A 23,119-nucleotide genomic window follows, 5' to 3' on the forward strand; every position below is an offset into this window, starting at 1 on the left:
GAATTTCATTCTGTTATCATACCACAGATTGGGAGAGGATTCATCTGTTTTCCAAAGCACGGCTGACGTGGCGGCAGCGCAAAGGCCGTGAAGTTCGGACGGGGACATACAACAGTGGCAGATTTTTGTACGCGGTGTCCCAAACGGAGCGGTAAATTCTACAGGATATAGCGGAAATATTTCATGGAAATAGAACCGGCAGAGTGGTATTCTGTCTGCGACGCTAACAAAACAGGAGACGACAGAATATGCTATATCCGAGAGAAAACCGCGCCAGGGCGGTCATGAACCTGGACGGAGAGTGGAGCTTTTGCCTGGACGACGGCACGGGCCTGACACGGCACTGGGAGCGGGAACCATTAAAAAATGCGGAGCGCATCGCGGTTCCCGCTTCCTACAATGATCAGAAAGATAAGCGGGAGTACCGCAACCATTGTGGATGGGTATTTTACCAGCGCCAGGTCACTGTGCCCGTCTTTTACCGGGGCCAGCGCCTGTTTCTGCGCATGGACGCTGTGACAAACAACGCCCTGGTATGGCTGGACGGCAGCCTGATCTGTGAGCACAGAGGAGGTTTCCTGCCCTTTGAGGTGGAGATCACGGACCGCGTGCTTCCGGGGGAGGCCGCCCTTTTAACCATTGCTGCGGACAACCGGATCAGCCACAGCACACTGCCGGTGGGAAATGAGGGAACTACCGCCTTTTTCGGTTCCGACAACCCCGGAGTACCAAGCGTTGAGGCTGCAAAGAAGTGGAGAGGGCAGCAGAATGCCCCCAACTTTGATTTTTTCAACTACGCGGGGATCAACCGGCCGATCAGGATCTATACCACCCCCCAGCGCTATATCCGGGATCTGGAACTGGTCCCCGGAGTGGACGGCGGCGACGGGCTGGTGCGCTACCGGGTAGAAACCGGCGGGGATATGGAGGAGAGCGGTGGATGCAGCCGGCAGCCCGGGAATGCCGAATGCGGGGAACAGGACGGGAACTGCAAAACCGCAAGTGGGGCGGGACGGACTGTAGACCAGGCCGGAAGCGTTCAGATAGAGATACTGGATGCCCAGGGCTCCATCGTGGCCCGGGCAGTGGGCCCGAGCGGGGAGATTCGCATCCACCGTGCCAGGCGCTGGCAGCCGCGGCCGGGAATCCCCTACCTGTATACAGCGCGGGTGATCTACGGCGAGGACGTTTACGAGCAGACTTTTGGCATCCGCACGGTGGAGGTGAGGGGAACCCGGTTCCTGATCAACGGGGAGCCGTTTTACTTTAAGGGCTTCGGCAAGCACGAGGATTCCGCCTTCCACGGCAGGGGCCTGGATTTCTGCCTGAATATCCGGGATTTGAGCCTGCTCGACTGGATATACGCCAACTCCTTCCGCACCAGCCATTACCCCTATGCGGAGGAGATGTACGAACTCTGTGACAAGGAGGGAATCGTGATCATCGACGAGACCCCGGCCGTGGGAATCGGCGCCGGGGAATCGGTAAATCCCTATGAGACGTTCCCGCTGAAGGAGTACCACGAGCAGGTCTTGGAAGAACTGATCCACCGCGACAAAAACCACCCCTGCGTGGTTATGTGGTCCCTTGGAAATGAGCCGGACACCGAGCATTTCCCCCAGTCTGCGTACGATTACTGGCGCGCTCTCTATGATCTGGCCCATGATCTGGACCCCCAAAACCGTCCCGTGACCTTTGTCTGCTGTCAGAACGACTACACCCGGGACATTGTGACCAGAACCATGGATGTGGTCTGCCTGAACCGGTATTACGGATGGTACAATTTATCCGGGGACCTGGATGCGGCCTGCTACGGATTGAATTTGGAGCTGGACTTCTGGGAGCTTCAGGGGAAGCCGGTAATGTTCACGGAGTACGGCGCGGACGCCATGCCCGGAGTGCACATGACCGTGCCGGAAATGTTCAGCGAGGAATATCAGGCCGAATACCTGGACCGCATAGACCGTGAGCTGGACAAACGCAGTTTTTTCATCGGGGAGCAGGTGTGGAATTTCGCGGACTACGCAACCATACAGGGCTGTATGCGGGTGGACGGCAACCGCAAGGGCGTGTTCACCAGGGACCGCAGACCCAAGCTGGCCGCGCATTTTCTGAGAAAACGCTGGGCGGATATCCCAAACTTCGGTTACAAGAATCCGACGGCGGCCGCCGATTGATTCAGAGCTGGGGATATGGTATAATAAGGAAACCCAATGCTTGTCACCAGCCGGGCGGCTGGCGGCAATGTATAAAAAGGTGACAACCGCAAAACGCGTATAACGAAGGAGTGTAAAAATATGGAAGCTTTGATCAAAGTTCTGGATCGGGACGGCGGCGTGAAGGCCGCGGCTAAGGGAGAGAATCAGGTGGTACTGGCCTGGAAGGGCCAGTATGAGGAAGGCGACCGCATCGTATTGCAGGTGCCGGAGACGGGCTGCTTCTATGTGATCCGGGTGGACGACACCATGGACGAAGCATTTGTGTACATGACCAGGGAGCAGTTGGTTTACGATATTCCCTTTGAGGAGAAAAAAGCCTCCTACAATCCCAAGGCATTTACCGGGGAGCGCCACTATCTGACCCTGCGCCGGGCTCATGACTATGAAATCTCCGTGTACAAGAACCTGGCGAAAAACGTGCTGGACCAGCACGGGGACCACGGCTGTTATCCCCACGCCTGCGCCAATGTGGAGACCAGAGGCGAGTCGGTGTTCGCGGCCCGCAACGCCATTGACGGCGTGGTTGCCAACGATTCCCACGGCCGCTGGCCTTATGAATCCTGGGGGATCAACATGCAGGACGACGCGGAGCTGACCCTGGACTTTGGACGGGCGGTGGACTTCGACCGGATCGTGCTCTACACCAGGGCGGATTTCCCCCACGACAACTGGTGGGAGCAGGTGACCTTCACCTTCTCCGACGGCTCTGTGGAGACCGTAAGCCTGGAAAAGAGCACCGAACCCCACGTGATCCCCATGAAGAAGAGCGGCATCACCTGGCTTAAGTTTGGCCAGCTCATCAAGGCCGACGACCCGTCGCCCTTCCCGGCGTTGACACAGATTGAGGTGTATGGGGTGGAGGCACAGCAGTAGAGCGCTTTTGAACGGTTTTTGAGGCGGCCAACGGCCTGGAACATACGGTTGGTTAAAAGCAGCGGAAAGCAGCGGCAGCGGTTTTGCGCTGCTTTTCGCATCCAATGTCCGGAAATAAAGCTTGACAGCGCGGGGGAATTACCGATATAATTAATATGAATAGTAATATGATTAGAAATGAGGTGTAACAAAATGGCAAAGATGACATTAAAGGAACAGGTCTACAATCAGATTTTCGACGACATCGCTCAGGGAAAGTATCAGGCCAATGATATTTTAACAGAGAGTAAATTGATGGCAAAGTATCAGGTCAGCAAATCGCCGGTGCGGGAGGCGCTGATCGAGCTGTGTAAGGACGAGGTGATCCACAGCCTGCCGCGTCTGGGTTATCAGGTGGTGCTGATCACGCTGAAGGAGGTGCTGGATATTCTGGAATACCGTACCGACATCGAAATCAGCGGACTGCGCAGGGGATTTGCCGCCATGACCGATCAGGACATAGAGGACCTTGTCAACATAGCGCCGAAGGAAGGGGAGGAGTCCCTCGCTCCGAATTGGGACCGCAATTACGTGTTCCACCTCAGGCTGTATCAGACCAATGGAAACGAGTACGGCTACCGCGAGCTGCAGAAAACGATCAAGCAGAGTTCCCGGTACGTTTCCCAGTATTTTCAGTCCGCCTGGAAAAAGGGCAGCGCGTACACCAGCACGTACCACAAAGATATTGTGGCCTGCCTGAAAGCGCGGGATTTGGAAGGAGCGTGCCGTATGCTGGAAACCGATATCGTATCAATTAAAGATGAAATTCAGAGGATGCACGATTTTTGATTGTGGCCTCTTCTGTGCACAGGAAACAAACCGTCCGGAGATTTAACCATTTCCGGGCGGTTTGTTTTGGTTTAAACGCTGCAATTATCGTGCATTCTGCTGTGAAAATAGGGGAAATATTGAAAAAACATGTCAAAATGTTATTGACAAACAAATATTACTTGTGTATATTATAAATATCTTATTACTAATCATATTACAAATAATATTTTAGGAGGGACCAATGTGAACAAGCGGGAGCGAGTGGTTGCAGCCATCAGGGGGGAGAGGGTGGACTGTGTGCCGTCCGGGTTTTCCATCCATTTTCCCGAGGGCTGCAAGGAGGGGCAGGCGGCTGTGGATGCCCACCTGAGATTCTTTCAGGAGACGGACACGGATATCATCAAAATCATGAATGAGAATCTGGTTCCCTACATGGGGGAGATTGAGAAGCCGGAAGACTTTTGGAAGTATCGGATTCTGGGGCCGGAGGAAGCTTTTATTACCGATCAGGTCCGGCTGACCAGGGAGATTTTGAGTGGCGCTGATCCGGAAGCATTTTCTTTGGGGACGCTGCGGGGAATTACGCCGTCCATGATTCATCCGCTCATGGCGGCGGGGATGGATTATGAGAAAGCGCGGATGTTCGTGCGGGACAGTCTGCGGGAGAATCCCCAGCCGGTTCTGGAGGCGGCCCAGCGGGTGGCGGACGGCCTTTGCCATCTCGCGAGAGGTTATCGTGAGGCTGGTGTCGACGGAATCTATTACGCCGCGCTGGGCGGAGAGGCCGATATCTTCACAGACGAGGAATTTGAGCGGTGGGTAAAGCCCTTTGACCTCCAGGTGATGCGGGCCATTCGCGAGTCCGGGGCCTACTGCTTCCTGCACATCTGCAAGGCGCACCTGAATATGGAGCGTTATCGCGGTTATACGCCCTATGCGGATGTGGTGAACTGGGGTGTTTACGAAGCTCCGTATCCGTTAACGCGGGGAAGGGAGCTGTTCGGGGGCACTACCATTATGGGCGGCCTTGCGAACCAGGAAGGGGTTATCACGGACGGAACGGAGGAGGAGATCAGGGCGGAGGTGAGACGGATTATCCGGGAAGTTGGGAGAGAAGGATTTATTTTGGGCGCGGATTGTACATTGCCGGGAGAAATCGGCTATGAGCGGATCAGAACAGCGGCGGAGGCCGCAAGGAGGGTAAAGCAATGAAAAAAAGTATGGCGTTTCTTATGGCGGCAATGACAGCGGTATCTCTGGTGGGGTGTGCCGGAGGAACTCCGGCGGATAAGCCGGTTGAGGGGAGCACAGCGGCATCCCAGGCAGCGGATAAAGGTCAGGAGAGCGGTCAGAAGGTTTATCCGAAGGGGACCATCACCATCTACGGCACCGGATCCCCCCAGTACCGTCAGCAGTATTTTGAAACCTGGCTGGAGAATCACCGGGACATCGCGCCTGAGGTGTCCGTGGAATGCGTACAGACGGAGAGTATGGCCGACTCCAGAGAGAAGATCACCATGACCGCTCTTTCAGGCGCGCTGGAGGATCTGCCCGAGGCGGCGGTGATCGACGCGGTGAACGTGATGGATCTGGCAAACGCCGGACTGCTCCTGGATGAGACGGAATTCTTGTCTCCGCTGGCAGATCAGATGGTATCCGGCGCGCTGAATGACGGCACCGTGGGCGGGAAGATTTACGGACTTCCGGATTCCGTGCGCCCTCAGGTCCTGTTTTACAACCAGGAGATATTTGACCGCTACGAGATCGATCCGGCTATGATGTCCACCATGGACGGATATGCCGAGGCGGGACGGCTTCTGAAGGAAAAGAGCGGCGGAGAGGTTTATTTATCCTACATCGATCCGGGCGCAAATACCTGGCGCTATTGGGGGAGAAGGGGACTGATGCCGCAGGCGGGAGCCAGAATCTGGGACGATCAGGGGAATGTGGTGATCGGACAGGACGAGGGGACGAAGCGGGCTTTGGGGCTTTTGGACACCCTGAATCAGGAAGGGCTTCTTTTAAAGTCCGCGATTATGCAGCCCGCGCTCTACGATGCGATCAACAACCAGCAGGTCGCCACCTTTTACATTGGGGCCTTCTGGGACCAGTTCCTGCGCCAGAACTGCCAGGCTACCGCGGGACAGTGGCGCGTTATGGCGGCCCCGGAATTTGAAGAGGTGAAAAAGGCGGGAGCGCCCGTCTCCCAGTACACTGTTTTGCTGGACAAAGGCGACAATGTCTACCGCGAGCTGTTCGAGCAGATGTGGTATGATTACACGTTCGACGCCCAGTCCAAGGAAGCCTACGTGAACTCGATGGAAGAGCAGAACGCGCCGTATTCCAACCCGGTTTCTTTGGAGCTTTTGGAGGACGCATTCTGGAAAGCGCCATCGGATTTTTACGGCGGACAGTCCTTCCGGGAGATGGAGGGAAAATGCCTGGCCAATGGAGCCGAAAACCTGGTCGTGACGCCCCAGGACGCGGAGGCGGATGTGATTATCTCCGCAGAGCTTGAGACCTATGTGGCCGGAAAGCAGACCATGGAGGAGGCGATCCGGAATATGGATAAGAACCTGAAGGCCAAGATTTCAAAAGCTGAGATCACACAGTAGCACGGTCCGTCAAATGACCGGAGGGGATTGGAGTCCGATCCCTTCCGGATGGAGGGGTGAAATGATGAAGACATTGAAAAAATACAGGGCTCCTTACCTGTTCATCCTGCCGTTTTTTATTCTGTTTTTTGTGTTTCAGCTGATTCCCACCATCTGGACGGTTTATATCAGCTTTACCGAGTGGAAGGGGATCGGGGAACCCCAACCCTGCGGGATCAGCAATTACAGGAAAATGATGGTGGACAGCATGTTCTGGGAATCGCTGGGAAATACCGTAATTTACTGGATCGCAGGCCTTGTCCTGATCATGGGGCTTTCCGTCCTGATCGCCACGCTGTTAAACAGTCCGCTTGTCAAGGGCAGGGCGTTTTTCAGGACAGCGGCATTTCTGCCCAACATCTGCGCGGCCATCGCCATGGGACTGATTTTCCGCATGCTGTTCGAGGAAAACGTGGGGTTGGTCAATGAGATTTTGGTGTCCCTTGGCGCTGAGCGGGTGCCGTGGCTGACCAGCACGGAGTTCTCCAAGATACCGGTGGTATTTCTGACGGCCTGGCGGTATACGCCATGGTTTACCATGATTGTTCTCTCGGGCCTTCTCAACATATCGCAGGATTATTACGAGGCGGCTACGGTGGACGGGGCCAACGCGGTGCAAAAATTTGCTTACATCACGCTGCCGTCCCTGGGAAATATTCTATTTTTCTGCTCCATCACCGTGACCGTGGACATGTGGAAAATGTTCAACGAATCCTATATCCTTCCGGGGCCTGGAACGTCGAACACTTCGCTGTTCCAGTACATGTACCAGTCGGGTTTCAATGTGTTTAACATGGGATACGCCTCGGCCATCGGCGTGATCCTGATTCTGATTCTGACGGTTCTATCCGCTGTGCAGTTTGCGGCGAAACGCCGTCAGGGAGAACTGTAGGAGGGAAGCATGGGACAGAAAAAAAAGAAATTAATCGCAATTACCGCCATTCACGGAGCGCTTCTGGCGGTGGTGGCCGTGAGCGTGTTCCCCATTCTCTGGATGTGCCTGATCTCTGTCAAAAGCACCTCCGAGAGCTTGACCGGTTTTCATTCCCTATGGGTGAGCGATCCCACCCTGGACAATTTCAAGCGGTTGTTCCAGATGATTCCGGTGGCGCAGAACACATCCAACAGCGTTTTCACCACGCTTGTGGGAACGGTCTCATCCCTGTTCTTCTGCGCGCTGGCGGGATTTGCCTTCGCCAAGTACCGGTTTCCGGGAAGAAACCTGCTGTTTTATTCGGTGATCGCCACCATGCTGGTGCCCCCGGAGGTTGGGGCGGTACCGCTGTTTATTATCATGAAAAAATTAAATCTGATCAACAGTCTCTGGTCCCTGATCATTCCAAGAATCGCCACCGCGGTGGGAATCTTCTACATGAACCAGTATATTTCCGATGTCCCGGATGAACTGGTGGAGGCGGCCAGAATCGACGGCTGTGGGGATTTCAAAATATTTACCAAGGTGATTCTGCCCGTAATCAAGCCCGCGATGGCTTCCTGGGCCTCCGTCACCCTGATCGCCAGATGGAATGACTTTTTCTGGCCCTTATTATATCTGAGAAAACAGGCTAAATATACGCTGATGGTGACCATATCGCTGCTGCCTGTCAGCGAGGGATTATCCACGCCCTGGCCTGTGATATTGGCAGGGACCACGCTGGTGATTATCCCGATTATCGTCATGTACCTGCTGCTTCAGACCATGCAGAAGGGCGGCTCCTTCGCAGGAGCGGTGAAAGGTTAAGAAAAGGAGAGAACGATGTTTGAAATGATCAATAACCGACAGGTGATATTTGGAGCAGGGGAGGTCAAACGGATTCCCAAGCTGCTGGCCTGGTACGGGTGCAAGAAGGTATTTCTGGCTGTCTACGATAAAAATGCTCCGGTGTGTGGGAAAATTGTAAAAGATTTGGAAAAAGAAGGAATTGACAGTCTGATTTTCGACCGGATCTGCCAGGAGCCGGATACCCGGTTGTTAAATGAAGGGCGGGATCTGTTCCTCAGCGAGGGCTGCGACTGTACCGTAGCAGTGGGGGGAGGCAGCGTTCTGGACGCAGCTAAGGCCATCGGTATGCTGGCTGTCAATGGAGGAACGGCGGAGGAATACCAGATGGAAGGGCGGGAGGTAACGGCCCCGCCGCCTTTGTTGATCGCCGTGCCCACCACATCGGGGACCGGATCGGAGGCAACCAAAGTCAGCGTGGTGCGCAACAGCGCCAATGGGCTGAAAAAAAGCATGTACCACACGACTATGATCGCCGATACTGTGATTCTGGACCCGGAGCTGACGGTTGGGCTTCCAAAGTCTGTGACCGCAGCCACCGGCATGGACGCCTTAAGCCATGCGGTGGAGTCCTATGTCTCCCTGAACGCCAGTCCGCTGACGGAGCTATACGGCCTGAAGGCCGTGGAGTTGATCGCAGGCAGCCTGGAGCGGGCCTGCAGCCATCCGGAGGATGTGAAGGCAAGAGGGGACATGATGCTGGCCAGTTATCTGGGAGGCTGCGCTATAACAGCGGGGATTGGAATCGCCCACATCATGGCCCAGCCTCTTGGCGCGGTCTATAAAATCCCTCACGGGGATGCCTGTTCCGTTTTTCTTCCGGTGTCAATGGAGCTGAATCTGTCCTTTGCCGCCGGAAAATATGAGAAAATTGCCAAGGCGCTTGGAGTGGCCGGGGAGGACCTTACTGAGGCGGAAAATGCCCGCCGCGGCATCGCCCGGATCCGGGAGCTGCGAAGAAAAATCGGTGCTCCGGAATCACTCTCACCGTACATAACGGAAAAACCCGATATGGCGGAGCTGATCTCCACGATCATGCAGACCACCGGCCATATCACCTGCAACCCCAGGCCCGTGAACGAGGCGTTGATGGCGGAGGCGTTTGAGCGGGCCATCAGTTACTGATCACCTGGTTCACGATTTTCATGTAATCCTTGGGGTTCTCGACGTCCAGGGTAAGCCGGAGATATCCGCCCTGCTCCTGGAAGCTGCGCACGAGACTGCTTTGGGCCCGGAACTGGCTGGTGAGGTCCTCGCATCTGCCGTCGGAATGGAGGAGATTCACCGTCCCGTGGCAGTCGTTCACCGTTTTCAGAAAATCGTTGATATTTAAGATGGTTACTTTGAACATTTAATTTCCCCCTTCCGAATGAGTATCTGAATATGAAAAAAGCCGCCGGGCGACCGGCGGCTTTTGCGCATTTGTGATATTCTGACTGTCGCCCGTCCTTCTGATTTCATTATAGGCGCAATCTTAAAAAAGAACTATCTTATTCCTGCCCGTGCATATCGTGATCCTGCCATTTGCGGCGGTATTCCGAGGGGGTGCAATCCATCTGCTCTTTGAAAATTTTTCCGAAATTACTGCTGTTTCCAAGGCCGCAGGCGTGGGCGATGAAGGTGAGGCTTTCCTGACTTTCTGCCAGCAGATGGCAGGCGGTCTGCAGGCGGTAGCTCCTTAAATACTCCGCGGGCGTGGTGTGCAGACAGTCGTGAAAGATGCGGTAGCACTCCCGTTCGCTGATGTAGGCGGAGGCGGCGATCCGGGCCACCGGCAGTTTTTCGCTGAAATGCTCGTGGATATAGATCATCATGGCTTTGATCTGATCATTGGCCTTGTCGTGTCCTGTTTTCTCCCGCAGCATGGGTTCTGCCAGGGCAAGCAGGTCCGACCAGATCGCAGACAGGGCGCTGCGCAGCCGGATCTCGTAGGCGTATTCGCTGTCGGAGATCTGGAAGGACCTGCGCAGGGCTTCCAGCACGGGTCCGTGCTCCGGCACGTCGGGGGACAGGGGAATGGCCTCGAGCTGCGAGGACGTGACGATGGGGGCCACATATTTCTGTTCGATCCGGCTTCCCTGGCGGCCGCCCACAAGCGACGGGTCGAAAATGTGCAGCAGTTGTGCCACGGGACGGCCTTTTTCGTGTATTTTCGTCATGTGGAGCACATTGGAGTTGATAAGTCCCCCGGAACCGGCCGGGAACACCAGCACGCCGCCCGGAGTGTAATACTCCAGAGAACCGCTCTCCATATAGAACAGCTCCACCTCCTTGTGCCAATGCCAGGGGATGATACCCTCAAGACACTGGTCCAGCTCTGTGCAGGAGGAAATGTAGGGAAAATCCGGAGAGAAATCCGGCAGCAGCTCCTCCTTGCTCTCGTTGCGGTATTCAATGTGATGAACTTTTTTGCGCATCCCGGCACCTCCTTTGGGTTCATTTTATCACATTGGGGGCAGGCTGCACAGGGGGAACAAGGGACTGTTTTTTAGTTCGTCAGTCCGCCAGCCAGGTCTGACCCGGCGTTAACGCCTGGGTGAAGATCCGGCTCCGGTCGCGGTCGTACTTGGCCTGGTGGTATTTGAACAGCATCTGGTTGTCGGCCAACTGACCAAGGATTTCGATCTTTCCGGTCACATGGCTCATCACGTAGCGCACGCATTTGCCAGGGCCGTTCTGGAACTGCTTGGCCTCCTCCACGATCCGGTATCCCTCGGCCAGGGGAACCTGGAAGTGTCCGCCCACGCCGGACACGGGACGGCACTGGAAAATGTAATAGGGTGCGATGCCCCAACGGGTCAGTCCCTTGAGCAGTTCTCCCATGGTTCTGCCGTCGTCGTTGACGCCTTTTAACAGTACGGTCTGGTTTTTCAGGACTACGCCTGCATTTAAGAGGGCATCCACCGCTTTTTTGGCTTCACCGGTCAGCTCGGCCGGATGGTTGAACTGGGTTACCACATAGATTTTTTTGCGTTGGGAATAGGTTTGCAGAGTTTCAAGAAGCTCGGGGTCGTCGTAGATCCGGGCTGGGAGCACAACCGGCGTTCTGGTTCCGAAACGAATCAGGTCCAGATGTTTGATATCGCTGAACTGTTCCAGGTAGCGGCGGATCACCGCATTGCTGTTCAGGAAGGCGTCGCCGCCGGAAATGAGCGCGTTGCTGATTTCCGCGTGCTGCCGGATGTAATCGGCCATCTCCGCCACGTTATCAGCGGTCTCGTCGTCGGAGATCCCCACCAGGCGTTTGCGGAAACAGTGACGGCAGTACATGGCGCAGCGGTGGGTGGACAGGATCAGCACCGTCTCATTGTACTTGTGCTGCAAACCCGGTAAGACCGTGTTGTCCGCTTCTCCGCTGGTGTCGAACTTGCCGGTCATATCGTTTTCCTCGATGGACGGTATGCACATCCGGCGGATGGGGTCTTTGGGATCATCCCAGTTGATTAACGACAGATAGTAGCGCGTGATGGTCATGGGGAAATGCTCCAGTATGGCCTCCAGGCGTGACGTTTCTTCGTCGTTCAGCTTTAGGTACCCCCTCAGTTCCTCAGCTTTTGTGATATTGGACCGTAATTCTTCTCTCCAATTCATTCGATCACCCCTCTTCAATTTTTATGGGGTTAGTATAGCAGATGGATGATAGGGGGATGTGAACAAAATCTTAAAAAAGAGTAAAATTGTGGGTAGGGGAGCAGGGGGTGGGATGCATCCGTCCGTGAGAGCCAGGCGGGCGGGGGCCCAGGTTCCGGTTTCCGCGGTTCGCGCGGCTAAGGCGCAAGGGGCGCGAAAAGGGGGGACAGGGCTCCGCACTACGGGCGCAGGCTTGATGCCTGCCCCCTCCGACTCCGCTTGCTCCGGGCTTTGTAAGCCCTGCGCAATCCCCCCTTTTCACACCCCTTCCGCCTAAGCCGCGCTGAACCGCTCCAATAGTCACCTGGGCCCCCGCCCGCCTGGCTCTCACCCGCTACGGGTTGGAGGGGACGCTTGGCTTTTTTGTTTTGTGGGGGTGGGGGATGGGTGGGGGTTAGTCCTCGCCGGGCTTTATTAAATGTGCCTGCATGTACTCCCGGGGCGAAATTCCTTCTACTTTTTTAAATACTTTGCTGAAGTAGAAGGCGCTCTCAAAGCCCAGTTGGTCGGCGACCTCGTAGATTTTCATGTCTTGTTCCAGGAGGAGGGTCTTGGCGCGGGCCACCTTTTTCTGGGTAATGTATTCGGAGAACCCGATATTGCATGTCTTTTTAAACAGTGCGCTTAAATAGTTGGGGCTTAAACCAAACACCGCGGCCACTTCGTTTAAGGGAAGGCGGTCTTCGATGTGGCTGTTGATGTATTTCTGGACGTTGGTTACTACGTGGTCTTTGTAGGTTTTGCGGCGGCTTTTTAAGACCTGGCAGAGGCCGTCGCGCAGGACGGTGAGCCATTCCGCCACCTGTTCTACGTTGTTCATGCGGTAGATGGAACGGTAGCCGTCGCTGTAGGAGGCGAAGATCTGGCTTAGGGTCTGGCTGCCGTCAGGGAGCAGGGAGAGAGCCAGGTAGAGGATGTTGCAGGCGCCGTCTACAGCCTGAAGGTAGCGCATGGGCTGCTGGGCAAAGAGCTCCGTGATCTGGGTCAGGGTGCTGTAGAGCACGTCGGTGTCGAACTCCTCAAATGCCCGGGTCAGGTCGTTTCGGAACAGGGAAATGTTGAAGGAGTTGCGGAAGGAGTCCCCGGTCAGATCGGAGATGGTGACCACCGGTTTTGCGCGGCAGGACAGGGCGAAAGCCTGGCGGGCTTCCTGGTAGGACTCGCTGATGCGGGACGGCTGGCTGACGCAGGAGCCAAGGCCCGCGGTGATCCGGACGTTAAAATAGTTGTTTACCATGCGGCAGACGTTGTCCCAGGCCTCGGACAGAACCTCCGGCGCGGCCAGGGACTCGTCCTTCGTGTGGAATATTACGGCAAAATGCTTCATGTCCAGGCTGACCACGTGGCAGGGCAGATGCTTGCCCAGGATTTCCCGGATCATCTGCAGGCTGCTGGAATAGAGGTTGATCTGCTGGCTGTCGTTCATCTGGTCTGTGGCGTCGCTGTGAATCTCGCCGTGGGCCGCCAGGTAGAGGGAATCGGAGAAATCCAGCCGAAGGTCCCGGGCCTGGATGATGAACTGCTCCTCGCTGTCGAACAGGTTGTGCAGCAGGCGTATGAAAAATTTGTCGTGGTAGCCCTGGAGAGTGGGGCGGTCCTCGCCGCCTTTCTTGCGGTAGGCCTGGCTGGCCCGGTATTCCTCCAGGCGCTCCAAGGCCCTGCGGACCGAGGCGGTCAGGGAGTCCGGGGTGAGCTCCAGCTTGATCAGATAATCCACGGCCTGGTAGTTCATGGCCTGTTTGATGAGCTGGAATTCTTCGTAGCTGGTGAGAAAGATGAACAGCGGAATCTGCCCGTAGGTCTCCCGGCAGGCTTTCGCCAGCTCCAGCCCGTTCATTTTGGGCATTTTGATGTCCGTGATCACGATCTCCGGGGAATATTCCTCGATCAGCTTCAGCGCAGCCTCCCCGTTCATGGCCGCGCCACAGACCTCGATCCCTAAGTCCGCCCAGTTTACCATGGATTTGATGCCGATCTGCACCAAGGGCTCGTCGTCAACTATCAATAGCTTAATCATCTGCAAAATCCCCCCCTTAAAGTTCGTTTAGCCGGTATGGAAGCGTGATGGTCATGGTGGTATATTGGCCCTCCACGCTGTCGATGGAGATGCCGTAATCCTCCCCGAAGTCGTAGTGGATGCGCTGGTTTACGTTGTGGATGCCCACCTGGCGGAAAAAGTCCGCGCTGGGGGCGGATTGTGCGGAGAGCACTTTTTCAATCTGTTCCCGGCTCATGCCCACGCCGTTGTCTGTGACAGAAATCTGTAAAACCGTGCCGAGCCGGTCCGACTGTACACGTTCGGCGGACAGCAGGATGTGCCCGGCGCAGCCCTTGGGCTCGATGCCGTGGAACAGAGCGTTCTCGATAATGGGCTGAAGGGTGAAGCGGTGGATCAGGCAGCGGTAGAGTTCTTCGGATTCGATCCGGCAGTCCAGGGTGATACTGCCGCCGTAACGGTACTGCTGGATCAGGAAATAGTCCTTCACCAGGTCCAGCTCTTCCTTTAACGGAATCTGGGCTGCGGTGCCCTTGGACACATTTTTCATCAGCCGGGCCAGGGAGGTGGTCATCTCCGCGATGCCCGTGGCGTTCTGGATGGTGGCCATCCATTTGATGGAGTTTAAGGTGTTGTAGAGGAAGTGGGGGTTGATCTGGCTCTGGAGAATCTGGTATTCCAGGTCCTTTTTCTGGCGCTCGTCCTCCACCCGCTTGTCCATCAGGGTCACTACATTTTCCGACATTCCGTTGATGCCCCGGCCGATGATGCCGAACTCGTCCGGCCCCTCGATCTCCTCCATCCGGGAGAAATCGCCTCTGGCGATGTCGTCGATCTTGCCGCACAGCCGTTTTACCGGGCGTCCGATGGCCTTATTCAAGGTCAGGGCCAGCCCCGCGCCCATGCAGAGAATGATCAGGGTGATAAAACCGATGATCAAAAGGTATACCTGCCGCTGGGCAAAGAAGGCCGATTCGGACAAAATGTTGGAGATGGTCCACCCCTCCACGCCCAGAGGGCAGGTCACCAGAAAACGGCTGGAGCCGTCGGCCATGCGGATTTTCTGCACCTGGGTGTCCGGGTTGTTGGCGCTACCGTCCACTGGGGAAATGGCCGTGTACTCCGGTATGCCCTCCCGGAAGCCGCCGTCCTCCAGCACATAGGACCGGGAGCCGATGGTCACGTAGAGGAGGCTGTCCGGCGGCTGGGGATAGGAGCGGAGGCTGTCCGTGATCAGCCTGGAGGACACGGAGAAATAGGACCAGCCGATGACCTGATCGCTGTAAGGGCTGTTGATGGGGCGGATCAGAGGGATGGTGGGCTCGGGGTCCACCAGGGAAAAGGGGTCGCTGTGAAAGCCGTCCCAAAGATAATCCGGCGCAGCGCACATTTCCTCAAAGTAGGAGGCGCGGGCAACGGTCCCGGCGGCGTCCGGCGTCCCCGCGGCGGCCAGGTCGGAGACCAACAGGTAATTGCGCCGGTTGACCGGGGAAATGATGACCCGGGTGATATACTCCGAGGCTCTGGGCGTGTTGCGGTACTCTTCCTTTAAGCGGGTGTAGGTGGAAATGGCTGTGATCCGCAGAGGGGAATCGCTGGAGGAGATGGAGGGCATCCGGGTCCGGTCTTTAAAGGCTTCCAGATAATGGGAAATCTCTCCGTTGTTGCTGCACCACCGGCTGAGGGCGGTGAAATTGTTCATGGTGTCCTCCACATTGTGGCAGACCATCTGCAGATTGTATTCCGCCGACTGGATCTGGTTGCGCCGCAGAAAGGACTGGAACACGGTAAAGCAGATGGTGACGGTGATGACGGCAAGGGCCAGCATGGCCGCAGCAGTGTAGGTGATGATGCGTCCCCGTATGGTTTTAAAAGGAAGAAGTTTTTTCATAGACCCGCCCCGATTCTCTCAGTAAAATCCATAGCATTTGTGTATTTACTATATATATAAAATAAGAGCTCTTTTGTCAAATGTCAATAAAGAACAGGCGGTATTTTTACAGCAATTCTGTCTATATTGGATACAATCAGTAAAATTTACCGCTTCCAGATAAAAAAATACATTGCAGCGGGTGAAGGGAGCGGGGGGAAGCGGGCCAGACCGAAAAAGTGAATCTTTTTTGCGGATTTTTCCATTCAAGAAGGGCCAGGGGTACGCTATACTATAGCCATGACAGAAAGCAACACCTAAAAAGGACGATATCAGTTAAGAGGAGGAAACAGGAATGATGAAGAAACGTTTACTGAGTTTAGCTTTGGCGGCGGTTATGGCGGGAAGCCTGACAGCCTGCGGCGGCGGGGCTTCCACCCCGGCGGGAGGAGACACCAGCGCGGCGGGGACCACGGCCGGCAGCGCGGCGGATACCAGCGCGGCGGCGGACGCCGGTGCGGCCGGGGATCAGATTACCATGAAATGGGCCATGTGGGACAAAGACATCATGCCCTATTACACGCCCATCATCGAGGCATATGAGGCCAAGAATCCCGGCGTGAAGATCGAGCTGGTGGATCTGGGCGGTTCCGATTACCAGACGGTTCTGGCGACCCAGCTGACCGGCAGCGGCAGCGATTTTGACATCGCCACCATCAAGGACGTGCCCGGCTACACCACCCTGGTGAACAAGGGCGTGCTGGAGCCCCTGGATTCCTATATTGAGAAGGACGGCATCGACCTGTCCGGCTACAAGGGCCTGACCGATCAGGTGAAGGTGGACGACAAGCTGTACGAGCTCCCCTTCCGCAGCGATTTCTGGGTATTGTTCTACAACAAGGACGTGTTCGACAAAGCGGGCGTGGCTTACCCCACCAACGATATGACCTTTGAGCAGTACGACCAGCTGGCCAGACAGATGACCAACACCGAGCCCGGCCAGGAGGTGTTCGGAGCGCATTACCACACCTGGAGAAGCGCGGTGCAGCTCTTCGGTATTCTGGACGGCAAGAACGGCATTCTGGACGGAAAATATGAGTTCTTAAAGCCTTACTATGAGATGATTTTGAGCCAGCAGGAGGACGGCGTCTGCCAGGATTACGCCACCTTAAAGACCTCCAACCTCCACTATACCGGCGCCTTCTCCCAGGGCAACGTGGCGATGATGAACATGGGCACCTGGTTCATTTCCACCCTGATCGAGAAGATTAACGCGGGCGAGTACACGGACTGCACCAACTGGGGCATCGTGAAATACCCCCACGCGGATGGCGTGGAGCCCGGCTCCACCCTGGCCACCATCACGGCTCTGTCCATTCCCACCAGCGCGCCCCACAAGGATCAGGCATGGGATTTCATCAAGTTCGTGTGCGGCGAGGAGGGCGCTGAGATTCTGGCTAAGACCGGCACCATCCCGGCCATTATGACCGACGACATTGCGGGCATGGTGAGCGCCACCGCGGGCTTCCCGTCCGATGAGAACAGCAAGGACGCCCTGCAGACCGCAAATCTCTACCTGGAGATGCCGGTGAACGCCCACAGCTCCGAGGTTGAGGTGGTGCTCAACGAGGCTCACGACAACATTATGACCGGAAATATGACCATCGACGAGGGAATCGCAGATATGAACGAAAAGGTCTCCGCGATTCTGGGACAGTAATTCAAAACAGTGTAAAACAGTTCACATCAGGGGCAGGCGGGGTAACAGTCGTCTGCCTCATTTAAGGAAATGAGTATGAGGAGGATAAGCGTATGGCGAACCAAAAAAATGCCGACCCGGCGCTGGTGCAGAAGAAGCTGGCGGTATTGAATCCGCAGCTGAAAGCGCTGGAAGAGCAGCGGGCGGCCTGTGAGGACCCGAGGAAACAGAAAACACTGGAAAAAAAGATCGAGAAGGTACACGACAAGATCCGTCAGGCCAAGACCGGTGAGCGTTTCAGCCGCCAGACCAAGCGGGATTTTGTGGCTTACTCCTTCATCGCGCCCAACTTTATCGGGTTTGCTATTTTCACCCTGGGGCCTGTGATTTTTGCCTTTGTGCTGGCCTTCCTAAACTGGGACGGCAACAATCCCATCTCCTTTGCCGGGATTGAGAATTTTGCTAAAATGTTCGGGAACAAGCGGTTTCTGGCCTCCCTGCGCAACACCGTGGTGTACTGTCTGGCCACCGTGCCCCTGACATTGATCGCGGCTCTGGGCCTGGCGGTGATTTTGAACCAGAAGGTGAGAGGCCGGAATTTCTTCCGGACCGTCAGCTTCTTCCCCTACGTGGCCTCCCTGGTGGCCGTGGCCGCGGTCTGGAACATGCTGTTCTCCCCAGCCAAGAGCGGCCCGGTGAACATGATTCTCTACAACCTGGGCGTGGCGGCCAAGGACCTGCCAAAATGGTCCGCGGGCAAGAACTGGGTGATGTTTACGGTGATTCTGTTCTCGGTCTGGAAAAATATGGGTTACTACATGGTGATCTACCTGGCGGGCCTTCAGGGCATCAACGCCGAGCTGTACGAGGCTTCCAGCCTGGACGGCGCCAACACCTGGCAGCGGTTCCGCTACATCACATGGCCCCAGCTGCAGCCCACCACATTTTTCGTGACCATTATCCTGACCATCAACTGCTTTAAGGTGTACGATATCGTGTACATGCTGGCGGGCGGAAACACGGGCGTGCTCAACGAATCCGCCATCGTGCTGGTCTACCACATCTACGAGGAAGCCTTCCGCAACTGGAACTTAGGCTACGCCAGCGCGGTTTCCATGGTATTGTTCCTGATTGTCCTGGCCATCACCCTGGTGCAGTTTCGGGGCGAGAAGAAGTACGCGAATTGAGGAGGGGATGGAATATGAAAATCAAAAATACAAAGACGAGGACCCTGCGGGTTGTGCTCTACGTGGTGCTGATCCTGCTGGCGTTCCTCATGCTGGTGCCCTTTGCCTGGATGCTCTCGGCCTCCTTCAAGCTGGATAAGGACGTGTTCATTTTCCCGATCCAGTGGATACCGGCCAATCCCAGATGGCAGAACTACGTGGATATCTGGCGCAAGATTCCGCTGCTGAAGTTCGTGCTGAACACGGTGAAGCTGACTTTGATTGTGACCTTTTTGCAGCTGCTTACCAGCAGCTTCGCAGCATATGCGTTTTCCAAGCTGCATTTTAAGGGGAAAAACGCCCTGTTTCTCGCATACATCGCCACCATCGCCGTGCCCTGGCAGGTGTACATGGTGCCCCAGTTCATGATGATGCGGGGCATGGGGCTGGCGGACACCCACCTGGCCATCATCTTTTTACAGGCGTTTTCCGCCTTCGGCGTGTTCATGATGAAGCAGTTCTACGAAGGGATTCCCACGGAACTGTGCGAGGCGGCCCGGATCGACGGGATGAGCGAGTACCAGATTTGGTACCGGGTCATGCTGCCGCTGTCAAAGCCGGCGCTGTCCACCCTGCTGATCTTCACCTTTGTAAATACCTGGAACGATTTCCTGGGCCCCTTAATCTATCTGACCACCGAGTCCAAGAAAACCCTGCAGCTGGGACTGCGCATGTTCATCAGCCAGTTCGGCTCCGAGTACGGCCTGATCATGGCCGCCTCCGTGCTGAGCCTGATCCCGGTGCTGATCGTGTTTTTGTCCCTTCAGAAATACTTTGTGGAGGGCGTGGCGGCTACGGGCGTGAAGGGGTGACCCGGCGGTTGGCGGCCGGAGCGACGCGGAAATACTGATGGGCCCCGGCGGTTGGTGGCCGGCGCGGTGCGGAAATGCTGATGGGCCCCGGCGATTGGTGGTCGGCGCGGCGCGGAACCGCCGCAGCAAATTTAATCATAAGGAGAATAAAAACTATGAGCTGGATCAGCTTAGAGCGTTTGGAAAAGAAACCTGAGATTACGGGAAATGAGGTGGAGGCGGCGCTGGGCTTTGCCACCGGGCAGGTGATTCGGAACCTGCCGCGGTTTACGGACCGATTCCAGAAGGCCTACAGCGACAACGGGTTCTACGAGCCCACGGAAAATGTGGACTGGACGCCGGGCTTTTGGACCGGGGAAATATGGCTGGCTTACGAATACGCCGGGGACCAGGATTTGAAGCGGGCCGGGGAGGTCCAGATGGAGAGCTTTTTAAAGCGCATTGAGACAAGGAGCGACGTGGAGACCCACGACCTGGGCTTCATGTACTCGCCCTCCTGCGTGGCCGGATACAAGCTGACGGGAAGCCCGGTGGGGCGCAGGGCGGCCCTGATGGCCGCGGATGAGCTGATCACCCGATTCCACGAGAAAGGCCAGTTTATCCAGGCATGGGGGCCCTTAAACGCCCCGGACAATTACCGCCTGATCATCGACTGCCTGCTGAACCTGCCCCTGCTCTACTGGGCCACGGAGGAGACCGGGGATGGCAAATACCGGGATATCGCCGAGCGCCATATCCACACCGCTCTGGGAAATGTAATCCGGGAGGATTTTTCCACCTGGCACACCTTTTTCTTCAACATGGAGACGGGCGCGCCGGATCACGGGGCCACCTGCCAGGGATACCGGGACGGCTCCGCCTGGGCCAGAGGCCAGGCCTGGGGCGTCTACGGCACGGCCGTGGGTTATAAATACACAAGACGGGCGGAGTATATCGATATTTTCAAAGGCGTGACCCGGTATTTCCTGGAGCATCTGCCCGAGGACCTGGTGCCCTTCTGGGACCTGGAGTTCGGCGACGGAGATGACCAGCCCCGGGATTCCTCCTCAGCTTCCATCGCGGCCTGTGGGATGCTGGAGATGGCGAAATACATGGAGCCGGACGACCGGGACTATTACACGGGGATCGCCAAAAAACTGATGAAATCGGTGGCAGACCATTACGCGGTGAAGGACCCGGCCGTCTCCAACGGGCAGGTGCTCCACAGCACCTATTCCAACCACTCGCCCTATAACACCTGCAATCACTACGGCGTGGACGAATGCAACATCTGGGGCGACTATTTTTATATGGAGGCGCTTACGCGCCTGCACAAGGACTGGCAGGTTTACTGGTAAAGGAGACGGACATGATGACGAAAAAGGAGCTGTTTGCGGGCTGGAATGAGCGGATGTTTCTGGACGATCCGGCGGCGGTGGCGGCATACTGCCGGAAATACTGGCCGGAGGAATGCAGCCATATCATCCGGGTGGCGGACGAGGTGTGCCGGGGGTATTTCCTCTTTGACCTGAAATGGGATATGGAGCGGACCTGGGAGCCGGTGGTATTTCCCGAGGGAAAGGTGGACTGGGAGTACAAGCCGGGGGACGACCCGGAATTCATCTACCAGTTTAACCGGCACCGGTATTTTATCTGCCTGGGCCAGGCCTACTGGATCACCGGAGATGAGAAATACGCCCGGCGTTTCGTGGAATTGTTGATGGACTGGATCACCACGGTCAAGCGGACGCCGGAGACGGAGAAAACCACCTGGAGAATTTTGGAAGCGGGAATCCGGGGCGAATACTGGGTGAAGGCCATGCAGTATTTCAAGGACAGTCCGCTGGTGACGGACCAGGTAGCGGACGCATTTTACAACTGCCTGATCGAGCACGCGGAGTTCATCATCCGCATGCATTCTCCCTACCGCTACATGAGCAACTGGGGGGTGATGGAGAACCACGGGCTCTTTGAGATCGGCGTGGCCATACCCGATGAAGAGCTGCGCAGGCGCTACACGGGAATTGCCCTGGAACACCTGGAGGTGGAGGCGCGGATGGAGATTCTACGGGACGGCGTCCAGTGGGAGCAGTCCCCCATGTACCACAACGAGGTGCTCCACTGCTACGAGGACGTGCTGATCCTGGCCTCCCGCAATGATATCGACGTGCCGGACTCCATTCTGGAGGCGGTACAAAGCATGGCCTGGGCGGATTTGGCCTGGAAGAAGCCGGATCACCACCAGTTCATCATGGGGGACAGCGACGACACGGATATCCGGGACTATTTAAGCGTTGCGGCGTTTCTGTTCAAGGACCCCATGTTGAAGCACGGCGGATTTGCACGGCTGGATTTTGAGAGCGTGTGGGATCTGGGCATCGAGAGCGCGGGCCTGTACGAAAACATGGAGGCCATGGAGCCGGATTTTACATCTGTGGCGCTGTCGGACAGCGGGAATTATTATCTGCGGTCCGGGTGGGGGAAATATGCTAACCTGCTGCATTTCCACTGCGGCACACTGGGCGCGGGGCATGGGCACTCCGACAAGCTGCATGTGGACTTGGCTGCGTTTGGGGAAGATATTCTGACCGACGCGGGGCGGTACAACTACGTGGCCGGGCCGGGGCGTTTTGAGTTCAAAGACCCTACGGCCCACAATACCATTACGGTGGACGGGAAGTTTTTTACCGTCTGCAAGGATTCCTGGGAATGCTCCAAGCTGTGCCAGCCGGTGAAGCAGCAGTTTTTCACCGCGGAGGACTACGAGTTCGTCCAGGGCGGACACCTGGGGTATATGGATATGGAGCAGGGTGTGTTTGTGAACCGGAAAATACTCTATATCAAGCCGGACCTCTATGTGATTATGGATGAAATGTATACCGGAGGGGCCCATACCTACGAGCAGTATTGGCATTTCAGCGAGCGCGGGAAGCTGTCCCTGGGGGCGGCCGCGCAGGTGAGGGAGCCGAAGCTTCCGGGGCCGGAGTCTGCGGGCGATCCCGATCCCACTCTGCACAAAGGCGGGAAGGATTTGGAGTTTGATCTGGAACAGATCGGGACGCCGCCGGTGCAGAAGGCGGGGTTTAAGGGCGATCAGGCGGAGGCTGCGGTGTGGTTTATGACGCCGGGGGCGGCCGGGGAAATGATCGATACCCGGATTTCCAGACATTATAATCAGGCGGTGGAGCGCAAGAGCATCCGGGTGCGGAAGGATGGGAATGGGTTTACGTCGCTGCTTACGGTGATTTGCGCCGGGGAGGCGGGAGCGGCGGAGGGCGTCAAGGTGACCAAACTTCCGGTGAAATCCGCGCTGAAAGGTATTTACTACCCGTCCGCCATGGCGGAGGCCCTGAAGATCGAAGCCCACGGCACGGAATATGTGGTTGTGATCTGCCACCAGGAGGTGAACTCGCCCACGGACCTGGTGGAAGTGGACGGCTGTCTGGGCTTTGGAAATGTGATTGTGTTTGACAAGAGCAAGGACGTGCTGGTGGGAACGGTGATGAATTACTGAGGGATATGCCGGAACATTTATAGTTTGTGGGAAGGCGTTTCTCAACTTGCCGGGAAA

18 protein-coding genes are annotated in these 23,119 nt (G+C 56.3%); 13 read left to right on the plus strand and 5 right to left on the minus strand.

All coding sequences use genetic code 11. The features are described from left to right. The first annotated feature begins 248 nt into the window (after positions 1 to 248). The 8 genes from ACK2JC_RS21460 (at position 249) to ACK2JC_RS21495 (ending at position 9,461) form a co-directional block, all read left to right on the plus strand. Positions 249 to 2,177 carry a glycoside hydrolase family 2 TIM barrel-domain containing protein gene (locus ACK2JC_RS21460; protein WP_320938222.1) on the plus strand — a complete coding sequence of 643 codons (1,929 nt, stop codon included), beginning with the start codon at positions 249 to 251 and terminating at the stop codon, positions 2,175 to 2,177. A gap of 120 nt (positions 2,178 to 2,297) precedes the next feature. Next, positions 2,298 to 3,092 (plus strand): carbohydrate-binding protein, encoded by a 795-nt coding sequence (locus tag ACK2JC_RS21465; protein ID WP_227170756.1) that lies wholly within the window; start codon positions 2,298 to 2,300, stop codon positions 3,090 to 3,092. 192 nt (positions 3,093 to 3,284) lie between these two features. Beyond that, positions 3,285 to 3,920 carry a GntR family transcriptional regulator gene (locus tag ACK2JC_RS21470; RefSeq protein WP_320938223.1) on the plus strand — a complete coding sequence of 212 codons (636 nt, stop codon included), beginning with the start codon at positions 3,285 to 3,287 and terminating at the stop codon, positions 3,918 to 3,920. A gap of 225 nt (positions 3,921 to 4,145) precedes the next feature. After that, positions 4,146 to 5,114, plus strand: a complete 969-nt coding sequence (locus tag ACK2JC_RS21475; RefSeq protein ID WP_118754822.1) for a uroporphyrinogen decarboxylase family protein — start codon at positions 4,146 to 4,148, stop codon at positions 5,112 to 5,114. After that, positions 5,111 to 6,517, plus strand: a complete 1,407-nt coding sequence (locus ACK2JC_RS21480; RefSeq protein WP_118754821.1) for an ABC transporter substrate-binding protein — start codon at positions 5,111 to 5,113, stop codon at positions 6,515 to 6,517. The genes ACK2JC_RS21475 and ACK2JC_RS21480 overlap by 4 nt, the downstream gene beginning before the upstream one ends. A 61-nt stretch (positions 6,518 to 6,578) precedes the next feature. Beyond that, positions 6,579 to 7,448, plus strand: a complete 870-nt coding sequence (locus ACK2JC_RS21485) for a sugar ABC transporter permease (RefSeq protein WP_320938224.1) — start codon at positions 6,579 to 6,581, stop codon at positions 7,446 to 7,448. Positions 7,449 to 7,457: 9 nt separating this feature from the next. Continuing rightward, a complete protein-coding gene (locus tag ACK2JC_RS21490; RefSeq protein WP_368271199.1) occupies positions 7,458 to 8,297 on the plus strand; it encodes a carbohydrate ABC transporter permease in 840 nt (279 codons plus the stop codon). Between the two features lie 15 nt (positions 8,298 to 8,312). Further along, complete coding sequence (locus tag ACK2JC_RS21495; RefSeq protein ID WP_118754818.1) at positions 8,313 to 9,461, plus strand: iron-containing alcohol dehydrogenase; 1,149 nt, start codon at positions 8,313 to 8,315, stop codon at positions 9,459 to 9,461. Here ACK2JC_RS21495 and ACK2JC_RS21500 read toward each other — a convergent pair. From ACK2JC_RS21500 to ACK2JC_RS21520, 5 genes are all read right to left on the minus strand, one after another. Next, positions 9,451 to 9,687: a ribonuclease HII gene (locus tag ACK2JC_RS21500; protein WP_092369366.1), complete on the minus strand. Its 237-nt coding sequence runs from the start codon at positions 9,685 to 9,687 to the stop codon at positions 9,451 to 9,453. The two genes, ACK2JC_RS21495 and ACK2JC_RS21500, sit on opposite strands and share 11 nt — an antisense overlap. Before the next feature lie 139 nt (positions 9,688 to 9,826). Next, entirely contained in the window at positions 9,827 to 10,753 is a 927-nt protein-coding gene (locus ACK2JC_RS21505) for an AraC family transcriptional regulator (protein WP_092369363.1), read from the minus strand. A gap of 79 nt (positions 10,754 to 10,832) precedes the next feature. Further along, a complete protein-coding gene (locus ACK2JC_RS21510) occupies positions 10,833 to 11,927 on the minus strand; it encodes a KamA family radical SAM protein (RefSeq protein WP_320938225.1) in 1,095 nt (364 codons plus the stop codon). 433 nt (positions 11,928 to 12,360) lie between these two features. After that, positions 12,361 to 13,983: a response regulator gene (locus ACK2JC_RS21515; protein ID WP_320936045.1), complete on the minus strand. Its 1,623-nt coding sequence runs from the start codon at positions 13,981 to 13,983 to the stop codon at positions 12,361 to 12,363. Between the two features lie 16 nt (positions 13,984 to 13,999). Next, positions 14,000 to 15,853, minus strand: coding sequence for a sensor histidine kinase (locus tag ACK2JC_RS21520; RefSeq protein WP_320936044.1), 1,854 nt, complete (start codon positions 15,851 to 15,853; stop codon positions 14,000 to 14,002). Between the two features lie 334 nt (positions 15,854 to 16,187). On the opposite strand from ACK2JC_RS21520, the gene ACK2JC_RS21525 reads away from it, so the two are divergent. From ACK2JC_RS21525 to ACK2JC_RS21545, 5 genes are all read left to right on the plus strand, one after another. Then, positions 16,188 to 17,552, plus strand: coding sequence for a sugar ABC transporter substrate-binding protein (locus tag ACK2JC_RS21525; RefSeq protein WP_320936043.1), 1,365 nt, complete (start codon positions 16,188 to 16,190; stop codon positions 17,550 to 17,552). A 92-nt stretch (positions 17,553 to 17,644) separates the two neighbouring features. After that, a complete protein-coding gene (locus tag ACK2JC_RS21530; RefSeq protein WP_302325687.1) occupies positions 17,645 to 18,718 on the plus strand; it encodes a carbohydrate ABC transporter permease in 1,074 nt (357 codons plus the stop codon). A 14-nt stretch (positions 18,719 to 18,732) separates the two neighbouring features. Further along, a complete protein-coding gene (locus ACK2JC_RS21535) occupies positions 18,733 to 19,569 on the plus strand; it encodes a carbohydrate ABC transporter permease (protein WP_118754813.1) in 837 nt (278 codons plus the stop codon). A 155-nt stretch (positions 19,570 to 19,724) separates the two neighbouring features. Continuing rightward, positions 19,725 to 20,906 (plus strand): glycoside hydrolase family 88 protein, encoded by a 1,182-nt coding sequence (locus tag ACK2JC_RS21540; RefSeq protein WP_368271198.1) that lies wholly within the window; start codon positions 19,725 to 19,727, stop codon positions 20,904 to 20,906. Positions 20,907 to 20,917: 11 nt separating this feature from the next. After that, positions 20,918 to 23,062: a heparinase II/III family protein gene (locus ACK2JC_RS21545; protein ID WP_368271197.1), complete on the plus strand. Its 2,145-nt coding sequence runs from the start codon at positions 20,918 to 20,920 to the stop codon at positions 23,060 to 23,062. Positions 23,063 to 23,119: the final 57 nt, after the last annotated feature.

It is taken from the genome of Enterocloster lavalensis, from assembly GCF_046603895.1.
Taxonomy (GTDB): domain Bacteria; phylum Bacillota; class Clostridia; order Lachnospirales; family Lachnospiraceae; genus Enterocloster; species Enterocloster lavalensis.

Coding starts and splice junctions, on each gene's coding strand:
- ACK2JC_RS21460 (WP_320938222.1), top strand. CDS start 249: ATGCTATATCCGAGAGAAAACCGCGCCAGGGCGGTCATGAACCTGGAC.
- ACK2JC_RS21465 (WP_227170756.1), top strand. CDS start 2,298: ATGGAAGCTTTGATCAAAGTTCTGGATCGGGACGGCGGCGTGAAGGCC.
- ACK2JC_RS21470 (WP_320938223.1), top strand. CDS start 3,285: ATGGCAAAGATGACATTAAAGGAACAGGTCTACAATCAGATTTTCGAC.
- ACK2JC_RS21480 (WP_118754821.1), top strand. CDS start 5,111: ATGAAAAAAAGTATGGCGTTTCTTATGGCGGCAATGACAGCGGTATCT.
- ACK2JC_RS21485 (WP_320938224.1), top strand. CDS start 6,579: ATGATGAAGACATTGAAAAAATACAGGGCTCCTTACCTGTTCATCCTG.
- ACK2JC_RS21490 (WP_368271199.1), top strand. CDS start 7,458: ATGGGACAGAAAAAAAAGAAATTAATCGCAATTACCGCCATTCACGGA.
- ACK2JC_RS21495 (WP_118754818.1), top strand. CDS start 8,313: ATGTTTGAAATGATCAATAACCGACAGGTGATATTTGGAGCAGGGGAG.
- ACK2JC_RS21500 (WP_092369366.1), bottom strand. CDS start 9,687: ATGTTCAAAGTAACCATCTTAAATATCAACGATTTTCTGAAAACGGTG.
- ACK2JC_RS21505 (WP_092369363.1), bottom strand. CDS start 10,753: ATGCGCAAAAAAGTTCATCACATTGAATACCGCAACGAGAGCAAGGAG.
- ACK2JC_RS21510 (WP_320938225.1), bottom strand. CDS start 11,927: ATGAATTGGAGAGAAGAATTACGGTCCAATATCACAAAAGCTGAGGAA.
- ACK2JC_RS21515 (WP_320936045.1), bottom strand. CDS start 13,983: ATGATTAAGCTATTGATAGTTGACGACGAGCCCTTGGTGCAGATCGGC.
- ACK2JC_RS21520 (WP_320936044.1), bottom strand. CDS start 15,853: ATGAAAAAACTTCTTCCTTTTAAAACCATACGGGGACGCATCATCACC.
- ACK2JC_RS21525 (WP_320936043.1), top strand. CDS start 16,188: ATGATGAAGAAACGTTTACTGAGTTTAGCTTTGGCGGCGGTTATGGCG.
- ACK2JC_RS21530 (WP_302325687.1), top strand. CDS start 17,645: ATGGCGAACCAAAAAAATGCCGACCCGGCGCTGGTGCAGAAGAAGCTG.
- ACK2JC_RS21535 (WP_118754813.1), top strand. CDS start 18,733: ATGAAAATCAAAAATACAAAGACGAGGACCCTGCGGGTTGTGCTCTAC.
- ACK2JC_RS21540 (WP_368271198.1), top strand. CDS start 19,725: ATGAGCTGGATCAGCTTAGAGCGTTTGGAAAAGAAACCTGAGATTACG.
- ACK2JC_RS21545 (WP_368271197.1), top strand. CDS start 20,918: ATGATGACGAAAAAGGAGCTGTTTGCGGGCTGGAATGAGCGGATGTTT.